This window comes from Arthrobacter sp. 2RAF22 (genome assembly GCF_052115325.1).
GTDB lineage: Bacteria > Actinomycetota > Actinomycetes > Actinomycetales > Micrococcaceae > Arthrobacter.
The window spans coordinates 1-12,906 of record NZ_JBFRGL010000017.1 but is presented as its reverse complement, the minus strand read 5'-3'; the positions used below and the strand labels follow the sequence as shown (position 1 = coordinate 12,906).

At 65.1% G+C, this 12,906-nt stretch carries 16 protein-coding genes; 11 read left to right on the top strand and 5 right to left on the bottom strand.

Annotated elements, in window-relative coordinates; translation table 11 throughout:
* The first annotated feature begins 7 nt into the window (after positions 1–7).
* The 6 genes from AB4068_RS12905 (at position 8) to AB4068_RS12880 (ending at position 6,104) form a co-directional block, all read left to right on the top strand.
* Positions 8–1,144, top strand: a complete 1,137-nt coding sequence (locus AB4068_RS12905) for a FecCD family ABC transporter permease (protein ID WP_441433586.1) — start codon at positions 8–10, stop codon at positions 1,142–1,144.
* A complete protein-coding gene (locus AB4068_RS12900; protein WP_441433585.1) occupies positions 1,141–2,178 on the top strand; it encodes a FecCD family ABC transporter permease in 1,038 nt (345 codons plus the stop codon). The genes AB4068_RS12905 and AB4068_RS12900 overlap by 4 nt, the downstream gene beginning before the upstream one ends.
* 1 nt (position 2,179) lies before the next feature.
* Positions 2,180–3,019 carry an ABC transporter ATP-binding protein gene (locus tag AB4068_RS12895; protein WP_441433584.1) on the top strand — a complete coding sequence of 280 codons (840 nt, stop codon included), beginning with the start codon at positions 2,180–2,182 and terminating at the stop codon, positions 3,017–3,019.
* Entirely contained in the window at positions 3,016–4,137 is a 1,122-nt protein-coding gene (locus tag AB4068_RS12890; protein ID WP_441433583.1) for a siderophore-interacting protein, read from the top strand. Before AB4068_RS12895 ends, AB4068_RS12890 begins: the two co-directional genes overlap by 4 nt.
* 255 nt (positions 4,138–4,392) lie before the next feature.
* Positions 4,393–5,289: an SGNH/GDSL hydrolase family protein gene (locus tag AB4068_RS12885; protein ID WP_441433582.1), complete on the top strand. Its 897-nt coding sequence runs from the start codon at positions 4,393–4,395 to the stop codon at positions 5,287–5,289.
* An 8-nt stretch (positions 5,290–5,297) separates the two neighbouring features.
* Complete coding sequence (locus AB4068_RS12880) at positions 5,298–6,104, top strand: SGNH/GDSL hydrolase family protein (protein WP_441433619.1); 807 nt, start codon at positions 5,298–5,300, stop codon at positions 6,102–6,104.
* Positions 6,105–6,167: 63 nt separating this feature from the next.
* Here AB4068_RS12880 and AB4068_RS12875 read toward each other — a convergent pair whose 3' ends face one another.
* Together AB4068_RS12875 and AB4068_RS12870 are read right to left on the bottom strand one after the other, a co-directional pair.
* On the bottom strand, positions 6,168–6,452 hold the full coding sequence (locus tag AB4068_RS12875; RefSeq protein ID WP_059388678.1) for a YciI family protein: 285 nt from the start codon (positions 6,450–6,452) through the stop codon (positions 6,168–6,170).
* A 56-nt stretch (positions 6,453–6,508) separates the two neighbouring features.
* Positions 6,509–7,141, bottom strand: a complete 633-nt coding sequence (locus AB4068_RS12870; protein ID WP_441433581.1) for an NADPH-dependent F420 reductase — start codon at positions 7,139–7,141, stop codon at positions 6,509–6,511.
* 121 nt (positions 7,142–7,262) lie between these two features.
* On the opposite strand from AB4068_RS12870, the gene AB4068_RS12865 reads away from it, so the two are divergent.
* Together AB4068_RS12865 and AB4068_RS12860 are read left to right on the top strand one after the other, a co-directional pair.
* Positions 7,263–7,742: a MarR family winged helix-turn-helix transcriptional regulator gene (locus AB4068_RS12865; protein ID WP_234754501.1), complete on the top strand. Its 480-nt coding sequence runs from the start codon at positions 7,263–7,265 to the stop codon at positions 7,740–7,742.
* A 135-nt stretch (positions 7,743–7,877) separates the two neighbouring features.
* The gene (locus tag AB4068_RS12860) at positions 7,878–8,639 is read left to right on the top strand and encodes an SGNH/GDSL hydrolase family protein (protein ID WP_441433580.1); all 762 of its coding nucleotides are present in this window, start codon (positions 7,878–7,880) and stop codon (positions 8,637–8,639) included.
* Here the strand turns inward: AB4068_RS12860 and AB4068_RS12855 are convergent.
* From AB4068_RS12855 to AB4068_RS12845, 3 genes are all read right to left on the bottom strand, one after another.
* Positions 8,626–9,396, bottom strand: a complete 771-nt coding sequence (locus AB4068_RS12855; RefSeq protein WP_441433579.1) for an FAD:protein FMN transferase — start codon at positions 9,394–9,396, stop codon at positions 8,626–8,628. The genes AB4068_RS12860 and AB4068_RS12855 overlap by 14 nt on opposite strands.
* 61 nt (positions 9,397–9,457) lie before the next feature.
* On the bottom strand, positions 9,458–10,024 hold the full coding sequence (locus AB4068_RS12850) for an FMN-binding protein (protein ID WP_441433578.1): 567 nt from the start codon (positions 10,022–10,024) through the stop codon (positions 9,458–9,460).
* On the bottom strand, positions 10,021–11,511 hold the full coding sequence (locus AB4068_RS12845) for a ferredoxin reductase family protein (RefSeq protein ID WP_441433577.1): 1,491 nt from the start codon (positions 11,509–11,511) through the stop codon (positions 10,021–10,023). Before AB4068_RS12845 ends, AB4068_RS12850 begins: the two co-directional genes overlap by 4 nt.
* A 428-nt stretch (positions 11,512–11,939) precedes the next feature.
* Between AB4068_RS12845 and rpmB the strand changes: the two genes are divergently transcribed.
* The 3 genes from rpmB to rpsN are packed head-to-tail and all read left to right on the top strand — an operon-like array spanning position 11,940 to position 12,651.
* Positions 11,940–12,176, top strand: coding sequence for a 50S ribosomal protein L28 (gene rpmB, locus AB4068_RS12840; RefSeq protein WP_078107326.1), 237 nt, complete (start codon positions 11,940–11,942; stop codon positions 12,174–12,176).
* Positions 12,176–12,343 (top strand): 50S ribosomal protein L33, encoded by a 168-nt coding sequence (rpmG, locus tag AB4068_RS12835; RefSeq protein WP_003798558.1) that lies wholly within the window; start codon positions 12,176–12,178, stop codon positions 12,341–12,343. The genes rpmB and rpmG overlap by 1 nt, the downstream gene beginning before the upstream one ends.
* Before the next feature lie 2 nt (positions 12,344–12,345).
* Entirely contained in the window at positions 12,346–12,651 is a 306-nt protein-coding gene (gene rpsN / locus AB4068_RS12830) for a 30S ribosomal protein S14 (protein ID WP_028267656.1), read from the top strand.
* Positions 12,652–12,906 lie beyond the last annotated feature (255 nt).

Genomic DNA, 12,906 nt, shown 5'->3' with positions numbered 1-12,906 from the left:
GCCTGACATGACACAAAGCACGACGACGGCGGGCCCACCTTCCGCGGGCGGAACGGCGCGCGAGCTGGCAGCTCATGACCCTCACATCGCTTCCACAGGGCAACACCTGCCAGTTCGCGCGAAGGCCGGGCCCGACGTCGGGGGCCGGGGACGCGGCAACCGCGCCGCCTGGCTGCTGGCCGCCGTCGTCGTGCTTGCGCTTGCCTGTGCGGCCTCGCTCGCGATCGGCGCACGGGGCTTGTCCCTCGAAACCGTGTGGCAAGCACTCACGCAGTTCAGCCCCGACGACGGGAACCATGCGGTGGTCCACACCCGCATTCCACGCACTGTGCTCGGTTTGGTGGCAGGGGCTGCCCTTGGCCTTGCGGGCGCCGCGATGCAGGGCGTCTCCCGCAACCCCCTTGCGGACCCGGGCATCATGGGCGTCAACGCCGGGGCGGCACTGGCTGTGGTCGCCGGGATCTACCTTTTCGGTATCTCGGGGGCGAGCGGCTACATCTGGTTCGCCTTCGTCGGTGCCGCGGCGGCCGCCGTCGTCGTCTATCTGATTGCGTCGATCGGGCGTGACGGTGCGACGCCGGTGAAGCTCGCTTTGGCGGGGGCGGCGCTGAGTGCGGGGCTTTACTCGATAATGAACGTCATCCTGGTTTCGAGCCAGGACACCCTGGACCGCTTCCGTTTCTGGCAGGTGGGTGGAATTGCCGGCAGCGACTGGTCCGTGGTGTTGACCGGATTGCCCTTCCTGCTGATTGGCGCGTTGATCGTGCTGGGCAGCGGGCGGATCCTCAACAGCCTGGCCCTCGGCGATGACGTTGCCCGCGGGCTCGGCCAGAATGTGACCCTGGCCAGGGGCGTCACCGCGCTTGGAATCGTGCTGCTCTGCGGATCGGCCACGGCGTTGGCTGGTCCCATCGGATTCGTCGGACTCGTGGTTCCACATGCCGTGCGTTTCTTTACGGGTCCGGACTACCGCTGGATCCTGCCGTTCTCCATGGTTCTCGCGCCGGCACTCCTCCTGGTTTCGGACGTGATCGGCCGAGTAGCGCTGCTGCCGGGCGAAGTTCCCGCGGGCATCATGACGGCCATCGTCGGTGCCCCCGTCTTCGTGTGGCTCGTCCGCCGGGGCGAGGGGGCGTCGCTGTGAACCTCCGCAGCAGGACCGCACTCCTGGGCACCGGCGTCGTGGTCCTCTTTGCAGTGACTGTGCTCCTTGGCAGCTACACGGTCACCATCCCCGATTTCTTCAGGATCCTCACTGCCCACTTGACGGGCGGGGAGAAGATCCCGGGCGCAAGCTTCATCGTCATGGAAAACAAACTGCCCCGGGCCGTGCTGGCAATCCTGATTGGTGTGGCGTTCGGCCTCTCGGGCGGGCTCTTCCAGACCATGCTGCGCAACCCCCTTGCCAGCCCCGACGTCATCGGCATCAGTTACGGTGCGAGTGCCGCTGCAGTCCTGGCCATTGTGGTGTTCGGCGCGTCCGGTGCCGCCGTGTCCGCGGCCGCGCTCGCTGGTGCGATCGGCGTCGCGCTTGTCATCTACGCCATTTCGCGCGGCGGCTCGGGTTCAGGGGGCGGGTCGGGCGGCCGTCGCGGGAATGCGGCAGGCAACCGGCTTATCCTCGCCGGCGTTGGTGTCGCCGCCTCATTGGGGGCGGTGGTGAACTTCCTCATGACCCAGGCGGATATCCGAACAGCCTCCGAGGCCCTCATATGGCTCAACGGTTCCTTGAATTCGGCCAATTGGGAGCGCGTGGGCGTACTCATGGCCTCGCTCGCCGTGCTTGTTCCGGCGCTGGCCCTCCTCGCCGTACCGCTGCGTATGCTCGAACTCGGGGACGACGCCGCGGCCGGACTAGGAATCCGCGTAAACGCCGTACGTTTCGGCCTGGTGATCACCGCCGTCGCGCTCGCAGCAATGGCGACGGCGGCTGCCGGTCCGGTTGCCTTCGTCGCCTTCCTCGCCGGGCCGATCGCCCGGCGGGTGGTCGGCCGACCCAGCCTCCCGGCGTCGGCGTTCACCGGCACCTTGATCGTCCTCGCGGCCGACTACTTCGCGTACAACGTGGCACCCCTGGTTCTGGCCGGCACCGTCCTGCCGGTCGGCGTCATTACCGGCGCCCTCGGCGCTCCATTCCTGTTGTGGCTTCTGGTCACCTCCAACCGAAAGGAAGCCTGACATGGCACAACTGAGCGCACGCGGCTTGACGCTCCAATACGAGCAACGACGGGTGGTCGAAGGACTCTCGACGGAGGTTCCCGAAGGCAAAGTGACCATGATCGTGGGTGCCAACGCCTGCGGGAAATCCACGCTGCTCCGAGGGCTGTCCAGGCTCCTGAAGCCGAGCGCCGRCGTCGTCACACTGGATGGCAAGGACATCTACTCCCGCCCGGCCCGCGAACTCGCCCGCACGCTCGGCCTTCTTCCGCAGCACCCCCTTGCCCCGGACGGCATCACCGTCCGCGAACTGGTGGGCCGCGGACGGTATCCGCACCAAGGGTTCTTCCGCCACTGGAGGACTGGCGACCGGTCGGTGCATGATCTCGCCGTGCAACGCGCACTCGAGACCACGTCAACGCTTGAGCTTGCTGAACGGAACGTCGACGAATTGTCCGGTGGGCAGCGCCAGAGGGTGTGGATCGCCATGGCCCTTGCGCAGGAGACCGAGGTCCTGCTCCTTGACGAACCCACCACCTACCTTGACCTGGCACACCAAGTGGAGGTGCTGGACCTGGTGACCGACCTCAACCGCAGCCGGGGGACCACCGTGGCAATCGTGTTGCATGACCTCAACCTGGCAGCGCGTTACGCCGACCACGTCATCGCCATGAAGACCGGGGCGATCGTCGCCGAGGGGCCCGCGATTGAAGTGGTCACCGAGGACTTGGTGCGCGACGTTTTTGGCTTGGATTCCCGGGTGGTTCCGGATCCAATTTCCGGCACCCCGCTCGTTCTCCCGATCGGCCGGCATCGCACCGCCGCTCACTCAACGTCCATCGAATTGGAGTTCGCCTCATGAACGCAGACGCCGTTGTGCGAAACGCAACCACGGAGCCGATGACCCTGGCCTTCGATGTCACGGTCACCGCCGTCGAGGATCTCGGCCCCCACTTCCGCCGCATCACGTTCGGGGGATATTGCCTGCGCGGATTCGGGGTTTCGGGGAACACCCTGGACCTGCGCATCAAACTCATGATTCCCTCGCTCGACGCCGGCGGGCACCCCCTGCCGTTGCCCGCCTTCCACACGGGCGACGCCGGTTGGTACCAAGAGTGGTTGGCGATGGATCCCGCGGTCCGCGGATCGATGCGGACCTACACTGTGCGGAACGAGAGGCTTGACGCTGTCTACCCGGAGATCGACGTCGACTTCGTGATGCACTTCGACGGCGGCGGTCACGGCGGTCGGGCCGGCGGCGCTAGCGGCGGTGCGGTGGGGCCCGGCGTCGACGGCGGTGCGGCTCACCCGACGGGCGGGCCCGCTGCAAACTGGGCGCTCGCCGCGAAGCCGGGGGATTCGATCACCATCATCGGCCCGAACAACCGGGCAGCCCATTGCGTCACCGCCGAAACATACTCCGGCATCGAATGGCGTCCCGGCCTGGCGCAGCGGATCCTTCTAGCTGGGGACGAAACGGCGGTCCCCGCTATCAGCGCGATCCTTGAATCGTTGCCCGCGGGAATCACAGGGCATGCCTTCCTTGAGGTACCCGAGGCCGGGGATTTCCAAGACCTCGACACAGACGCCGACATCGAAATCACGTGGCTCGCGCGGGGCACGGCCCTCGGCCGGTCCCGGCCTCACGGGGAGTTGCTGAAGGAAGCCGTACGCGGAGCTGTACCCGTCCCCGGTTGGGTGGGGATCATCTCGCTCGATGGCGCCGCCGGACCCGAGCCGGAAGATGTCAACGTGGACCGGGACATCTTGTGGGAAACCCCGCTGCGCATGGACACGGCCGCGATCGAAGCGAGCCGCAACCCTGGCCTTCCCGCGGGCGCTTTGCCGTTCTACGCCTGGATCGCAGGCGAGGCAGGAGTCATTAAAGAGTTGCGCCGGTACCTGGTCCGGGATGTGGGGATCGACCGGAAGCAGGTGGCGTTCATGGGCTACTGGCGCAAAGGGAAAGCCGAACTCTAACCCGCCCCCTCCGACGCCGGCTCACATATATCGTCCTTTTCGCCGACGCTCGCTCACATATGCGGCCAAAACCGGGAACGCTCGCTCACGTCAGGTGAGCGGGCGTCTGGCCGAATGGGGCTATAGGTGAGCGGGGGTTCGCCCGAAACGCGCCATAGGTGAGCGGGCGTTCGGCCAGAATGCCCTATAGGTGAGCGAGCGTCGAATTAACCTGGGCTTTGCCGGCGGGCAACCGGGCGGGGCTACGCTGGCGTGGTGGCTGGGAACGTGCTTGATGCTGACCAGAACGGACGACGGCGGTTTGTTGCCTTGGGCGATTCCTTCACCGAGGGCGTGGGGGACCGGAACGAGGCCCTGCCGAACGGCGTCCGGGGCTGGGCCGACCGCGTCGCCGAGAAACTGGCCAAGGCCGAACCTGGCTGGGAGTATGCCAATCTTGCGGTGCGGAGCAAGCGGCTCCGTCACATCGTCGACGAGCAATTGGACCGTGCCCTGGCCATGGAACCCACGCTCATCACGCTCTACACCGGCGGAAACGACATCCTGGACTTCGGCACGGACATGGACATCCTCATGGCCGAGTACGAAAGGCTCGTGGCCCGCCTCGCAGCCACGGGGGCCACCTTGGTCTTGTTCACGGGGTACGACGTCAAGGTCTCGGCCGTGCTGGAACCCTTCAAGAAGCGGAATGCCCTCTACAACGAGCGCGTCCGCGAGCTGGCCGCCAAGTACGGGGCCGTGCTGGTGGATTATTGGTGCCTTGACGCTTACCACGACCGCCGGATGTGGGCTTCGGACCGCCTTCACATGTCCAAAGCCGGGCACAAATATATGGCGTCGCAGGTCCTGGATCACCTCGGTGTCCCGCATAAGTTCTCGCCCAAAGACTGGGAACCGCCGCAGCGCCTCAAGTTGCGCGACTGGGAACGCCGTCAGCGCCGCTGGGTGAACGACTGGGTGCTGCCGTTGTTTGGCCGGAAGCTTCGCGGCGTCACGCTCGGGGACGCCCTTGGCCCGCGCTGGCCCGAGCCCGTGAAGGTGCCGCGGAAGGCCGGGCTGCGAAAACTCGCGGAACGCCAGGCCGCCGCGGCGGGCGCCGCCGCTGCTGGAAGTGACGCGCAAGGCAAAGCTCAAAACAACGGGGGGACATGACCATGGCCATGGAGACGCCGATGCGATTCGTCGCCGTCGGAGATTCCTTCACTGAAGGCGTCGGCGACGTAGACCTTCGCCTTCCCAACGATTGCAGGGGCTGGGCCGATCGCGTGGCAGAGGAACTGGCAAGGCACCAGCCGCAGACGCAGTACGCCAACCTTGCCCTCCGCGGCCGTCGGCTCAGGCAGATCGTGGTTGAACAACTCGAGCCCGCGCTCGCGATGGCCCCCACCCTGGTCAGTTTCCACGCTGGCGGCAACGATCTGCTCGGCGCACGACTGGACATGCGCATGCTGGTCCGTGGATTCGAGAATGCCGTTGCCCGGATCGCGGACAGTGGCGCCCACGTCCTGCTTTTCACTGAGTACAACGTGCCGCTTTCGCCGGTGTTGGAGCCGCTCAAGCTGCGCACGGCAGTCTTCAATAAACACATCCGGCGCATTTCCGCAGCCTACGGAACGCTTCTGGTGGACCATTGGTGCTTCGAAAAATATCAGGACCGCCGGATGTGGGCTCCGGACCGGCTGCACATGTCCGGTATCGGGCACGAATACATGGCCAAGAAGGTCTTGGAGGTCTTGGGTGCCACGCACTCGCTCGCCGCACCGGTGCTTGGGGCGCTGCAACCGCGGAGCCGCGCCGAGATCATGACCGACGACGCCGCGTGGCTCAGGCGCGATGTGGCACCCTGGCTTTCGCGTCGTTTCAGGGGAGTTTCGAGCGGCGATCACCTGAGCGCCCGCTGGCCGGCCCTTATGCCGGTGGTCTTGCCGGAGCGGTTGGGGACGTCCCCAGAGCCGGCCCGGATTTAAGGGGGTGGCGTCACGCCTGACAAATTTTTGGCGGCGGTGTGCCCCGCGTGACGCCCAAGCTAACTAGTCCAGCAGGTTTTCGAAGCCCGCGGATGCCGTGGTGACCGTGAATTCGATGATCTCGAAGTCGGCTACGCCGTTGACGTAGAACGGATCCGTCGCCAGGGAAGCGTCCAGTGTTGCACGGTCGACGTTGGACAACAGGACACCTCCGATGGCTGGAACGCGACGTCCGGACGCAACGAAAGTGCCGGCGTCGAACGCTTCTTTGACCCAATCCATGTGTGCGGGGCGGTGGAAATCGACGATCTCGTCGGGAACTTTATAAGTCAGCGAAACCACGAACATGCCGCCCAGCCTACAACGCGGAGGGCGGCCACAAGCGGCCGCCCTCCGAAAGTGAACTACGGCAGGAGCTTGACTGCAGAGTTCCAGTCGTAGTCGGGGTGGGCTTCGCTGATCTGGAGAGTCATGACGAGCAGTTGGAAGGCTTCGAGCTCACGCGAGCGGCGCAGCGGTCCGACGTTCACCGGACGCAGCCCGGCACCTTTGACGAAGTCGACGACGGCGGCCGTCGCCTCGGCGTCGTCGCCCGCCACGAGTACATCGAGGGTCTGGCCGTCCACTTCGCCCTCCGCGATCGTGGCGGCGAAGACGGTGTTGAAGGCCTTCACGACCGATGCGCCGGGGACCAAGGCCTGCAGTTCTTCGGCGGCCGAGGTCCCGGCGGGAACGGTGAGGGAATCGAAAGTCTCGAAGTTCACGGGGTTGGAGATGTCCACGATCGTCTTGCCGTTGAGCGCTGAGCCATAGGAAGAAAGGACTTCTTTGGAGGCCTCGAACGGGGTGGCCAGCACCACGATGCTGCCTTCCACCGGGGATCCCGTGATGCCGGAGGTTCCGTTGACCGTCGCCGCAAGGGCAGCAGCGGAGCCGGCGTCGCGGCTGAGTACCTGGACGCTCTTGCCTGCGGTGGCCGCGCGGGCCACGATGCCGGACGCCATGTTGCCGGTACCGATGATGGTGATGTCAGCCATTGTTGTTTCCTTTGCTTGAGTGCTCACGATTGGTTCACGATCAGTTACTTGAAGCTTCAACTAAAACAATAATGACCTTAAGTTGAAGTGTCAAGCATTGATTTCCTTCTAAGATGAATCCATGACCGAACCGCGCTGGCTCAACGCCGACGAACGCCGAGCCTGGCTGGCCCTCCTGAGCATCAACACCCTGCTGCCCGCAGCCCTGGACACCCAACTGCAAGCGGCCGGCAAGTTGTCGCTTTTCGACTACAACGTGCTCGCCATGTTGTCCGAAGCGGAGGGGCGTTTCCTGCCGATGAGTGAACTCGCCGCACGCACCAGCGCTTCCTTGTCGAGGCTGTCGCACGTCGTCACCAAGCTGCAGAGGCGTGGTTGGGTGGAGCGCGAGGCTCACCCGGGCGATGCCCGTGTCACCGTGGCGCACCTGACCGAGGCCGGCATGGATACCATCGTGTCCCTCGCCCCGGGTCATGTGGATGCCGTCCGCGCCTTGATGTTGGACGCCATGACCGACGACGACGTTGCGGACCTCGCGCGGATCGGCGAGAAAATCGTGGCCCGGTTGGACGACGATCACTGGATCCTGCGCGAACGCTAAGCCGCCGGCGCCACGCCAGCGGCCTCGCTGCCGGCGGCAACTGCCGCCCGCTGCCCGCGGCCGGTGCCGGAGCCGCCGCGCCCTGAGCAGCGGCCCCACGTGACGGCCGCCCCGCACTGATGAAAGACTGGCGCCATGGATTTTTCTGCCCGGTACGTGGCATTGGGTGACTCGTTCACCGAAGGACTTGGCGACGCCGACCCCTCGCGCCCCAACGGGGTCAGGGGATGGGCAGACCTTGTTGCCCAGCAATTGGCCCAAAGCAACGACGATTTCGGCTACGCCAACCTGGCCATCCGGGGCAAGAAACTCCGGCAAGTCATGGCAGAGCAGGTGGACGCCGCCGTCGCGCTTCAACCGACGCTGGTGACCTTATACGCGGGCGCGAACGACATCTTCCGCCCCAAAGTCGATATCGACAGGCTCATGGAAGACTACGAGGCCGGCATCGGGAAGCTCAGTGCCACCGGCGCCACGTTGCTTCTCTTCACGGGCTTCGATGCCCGCAGCTCCAAGGTTTTCGGCACCATGCGCGGACGCACCGCGATCTACAACGAATTGCTCCGGGAAATCGCCGAAAACCACGGTGCGCTGGTGGTGGACTACTGGCGCTTCAGCGAATACCACGACTGGCACATGTGGGCGCAGGACCGGATGCACATGTCCACTGCGGGCCACATCAACATGGCCAACCGGGTGCTGGCCGTCCTGGAGCACGAAGGTTCCCTCGAGGTTCCGCCGCCGGTCCCGCAACCCCAGCCTGCGCGCGTGGAAGCGTTGCGGGCCAATGCGCGTTGGGCCCGTGAACACGCAGCCCCGTGGGTGGTCCGCCGCGTGACGGGCAAGTCCTCAGGTGACGGTCTCAGCCCGAAGTACCCGCAGCTCACCCGGCCGTAGCAAGTTTCCGGAAGCCCGGCGTGGCGAGCAGTTCGCCGTCGTTCTTCACCGCGAGCACGTCCACGTCCCAGTGGGAGGTGGCCAGCGCGAAGGTCCCGGCGCCGCCCGCCATGATGGCGGTGGCCAGGACGTCGGCCGTGATGATATCGGCCGCTGCCACTGAAACCTGGCGGAACCCCTCGTCCCGCGCCGATTTGAGGCCCGCGGACCAAATGTGGTGGCCGCGTTCGCTCGTTCCCGAGGTCGCCAGCGCGTGCCTGCCCTTGCTGCCGAGGGGAAACGCGGTCAGGAGCGTCGTCCGATCCTCCGGGTCAATAATCCCCGCCAGCCACGGCCGCGCAGTGCCCGGCGTCGGCGAACCGGCCACAAGGACATCCCCGCCCGCGTTGAGGCACCAATTGTGCAGCCCCAGCGCGAGCAGCGACGTTCCGGCTTCCCGTATCGCATGTCCCTTGACGATCCCCGCCAAGTCCACGACGCCGTCGGGCCGTTCCGCCGTAAACGCACCTGCCGTGAGGCTGCGCCAGTCGACAGCCTCGACATACAGCCGGCGCATGTCCACGGAGGCGTCCCTCAGGGCCAGCTCGCCCCGCGCCATCGCGCTCGCCTCCGAGTCGGGACGGTAGAGGCTAAACGTCCGGTCCAACCCCGTGAACAACTGCTCGACGACGGCGGTGGCCGCCTCGAGTTCTTCCACCGCGGCTTGGGGGGCCATCCCTGGAGCAGTCGGGATGGCGAGGCTCACCACGGTGCCCATGCTGGTGAACGTTCGGGAACGAAGGCTGGGCTCCGAACTGCCCCCTCCGGTCTCGCGTGGCTTAGAAGTGGGCTGCATCGAGGGCTGCCTGGAGCGACGTCAAATATGCCTCGCTGGTATAGGTGGCCCCGCCGATGGTCTGCACGTTCGCCGACTGGGCGCTCAGTACTTCGGAGCGGAGCAGGGGTGCAGCCCTGGCGCTGATCTGGACGGATCGTTGCTCTTGGTCGGTCAGGTGCAGGGCTGTGACATCCGTGATCACGCCGGCCTTGATGGTTACCTGGACCTGTACCGTTCCAAAGCGCGTCTCCACTGCCGTGCCGGCGTAGGTGCCTCCTGCCTTGGCCGATGCCCCCAGACTGGAACTGGAACTCGAACTGGAGCCCGTGCTGGAACTGGAGCCGGCTCCGGTTCCCGAGGACGATCCGGACGCACTGCTCCCGGTGGTTCCGTGCGCCGTCGAGCCCGTTCCTGAAGCGGTATCGCCCGTGGTTCCGGCCGCGTTTCCGGTTGCGGAGGTGGTGACCGCCGATGCGTTCGAGTCAGCCACGTGTGCACCCGACTGCCACCCGACCACAAGGATTGCCGCCGACGCCAGCGCCGCTGATATTCCTGCCCTGAGTCTCACCAGTCAAACCTTTCGTAGTGGAGCTGCTCCTCCCGGACGCCGGAGCTTTTTGCCTCAGCCAGCACCTGGCGGGCCCAAGCCGATGGACCACAGATGTAGACATCCGCGTCGGTGATGGCCGGTACGAAGTCCCGCAGCCGCGAGGTGCCGGCAGAGGCAGGCAACCACGCGCTTTGGGGATTCGCCGACCGCGGGCCGGTCAGATGGAAGAGCGTGGCACCGCGCTTCCGGCACAATTCCAGGATCTCGTCGCCAAGGAATAGCTCGTCAGTGGTGCTGCCGCGCAACAGGACGGTCGCCTGGCCGGGCGCGAAGGGGGTGGATTCCAGGAGCGCACGGAGGGGCGTGATTCCGATTCCTGCGCCGATCATCACAACGTGTTCCCGGCTCCGGGCCGCCGTGCTGAAGACACCGTAGGGACCTTCGATGGCTACTTTCGTTCCCGGCTTGAGCGAAGCCAGCCGGGCCGAGCCCGCACCCAGGTTCCGGACACTGATCCGCAAGGTGGGCTGTTGGGCGGACCGCCCGTATGACGTGCCCGACGGCGGCATGATCGGTTCCGCGGAGAGGCTGAACGGATGTGCCTGCCACCACATGCCTGGGGCAAGGAAGCGCCAGACGAAGAACCGGCCGCCGTTTCCCGACAATTCGTTCAATCGCAGGCCGCTCATTTCGATGCTGAAGACGCCGGGCGCAAGGGGAACCACGCGCCGCACGGTCAACTGGTGCCGGTAGGTGGCTATCACCGGCTGGGCGACACGGAACCACGCCAGCGCCGAGCCTGTTCCGATGTAGAGCAGCAGCCAGTACCAACGCTGCCAGGTGCCTTCGGCGAATAATCCGCCCACGCTGAACTGGTGAGGCAGGGCGACCGCTACGGCCAAATACGTGAGCAGGTGGACGAAGTACCAGAATTCATAGGGAAAGCGGCGGCGAACAGCTACCAGCGAGGTGACCACCACGGCAATGAAGAGCGCCATGGAGACGAACGCCAACCACATGTCGGGTACCAGCACCCAGAGCGAAACGGCTTCGCTGACGGGGTTCAGGCCCTCGGCCATGCCGTAACCGGTCGCGACGAGAAGTCCGTGCGCCAGCAATAGGTAGAGCGCCGGTTTGCCTAGCTTCCGGTGGAACTCCAACGCCCTGTCATGGCCGACCGCGCCGTCCACGAAAGGCAGTCGTGCCGCGAGCAGAAGCATCAGGAAAACCAGATCCATACCGGCAAGCCCGGCGAGGATCCCGGCGGCGGTGACCGCTTGGGTGAGGTTCCCGACCGACGACATCCCGCCGTCGGCGAGCCACAACGCCAGCGCCGCCGCGAGGGAAGCCCACAGCGCAACGGTGAGCATGTCCGTCCGGAACATGCGTCGGCGATGCTGCGCAGCGAACCTTCCCTTGGCGGGATTGCGCCGCTCGGGCGCTGGCGGCCGGCCCGGGGGCATACCCACACGTTGGCCTGGGGAGGCGAGGAGTTGTGACTTCATGCCTCAAGATTGAACTCTCAACCTTTCGATCTCCTGTGAAGGGCCTAGCCTCCGCTTATGAGTTGGGAACTTCGTTCTTATACACCCGATTGGTCTTAATTTCCCCCAGCCCCTAGACTTATTAGGCGCTAGGTGGCGCGGAGCGTGTGCAATTGCTCCGGTTGGCGGTGACTGTTGGTAACAACGGGATATCCGCGGGCCGGTAGTTAGGGGCTCAAGTTGCGTGCATTCCAGTATTCGCCCAGTATTCCGGCCTGTTGTCCGGACCCACTACCTTCGCCGCAGCGGTGATCTTTGGCTGGTTTCAGTCAAGGGATCCAGCCCGCGGGAACTACCGAAAACGGTGTGGACTGGTTGCGGACGTCGCCTATTGCACGGGAAGCAGGAACTCTGCTGGCCGTTTCATTTTATTTTTTAGGAGAGTCGTCATGGCAGCAAACTGCCAGGTGACCGGAGCCGAGCCGGGCTTTGGACACAGCATTTCGCACTCGCACCGCCGCAACAAGCGTCGGTTCGACCCCAACATCCAGAAGAAGCGCTACTGGGTTCCGTCCCTGCGCCGTAATGTCACGCTGACCCTGTCGGCCAAGGGCATCAAGACCATCGACGTTCGCGGCATCGACGCAGTCGTCGCCGAAGTTCTGGCTCGCGGGGTGAAGCTCTAGTGGCAAAAGACAAGGACGTACGTCCGATCATCAAGCTGAAGTCGACTGCGGGAACCGGTTACACCTACGTAACCCGCAAGAACCGTCGTAACGACCCGGACCGCCTGGTCCTGAAGAAGTACGACCCCAAGATCCGCCAGCACGTCGAATTCCGAGAGGAGCGCTAAACATGGCTAAGAAGTCCAAGATTGCTCGCAACGAGCAGCGCAAGGTCATCGTTGAGCGTTACGCTGCAAAGCGTCTCGAACTGAAGAAGACCCTGGTTGACGCCAACGCGACTGACGAAGCACGCGAAGAGGCTCGCCTCGGCCTGCAGAAGCTGCCCCGCAACGCCTCCCCGATCCGTCTGCGTAACCGCGACATCATCGACGGCCGCCCGCGCGGTACCTTCCAGAAGTTCGGTATCTCCCGTGTTCGCTTCCGCGACATGGCTCACCGTGGTGAGCTCCCGGGCATCACCAAGTCTTCCTGGTAATCCAGAAGTACTAGAAGGGCCGGCAACCGCTTGGTTGCCGGCCCTTCTTGCGTTTAAGGCGCAGGGGGCCGGGCTTTGATGCTTCGCGTGTCCGACTTTGGGTTATAGGACAAAACGTGTGTAAATCCCGCGCGTGTCACGTGCGTCCTGCCCAACCTTTGCGGGCCCAGAGGCCTTCCTCTGCGGTGGCTGTGTTGCCGTATTCCTCGGGTCCGTGTGGCTGCTCGACGGCGGTTTGGGCCGCCGGGCGCCGGG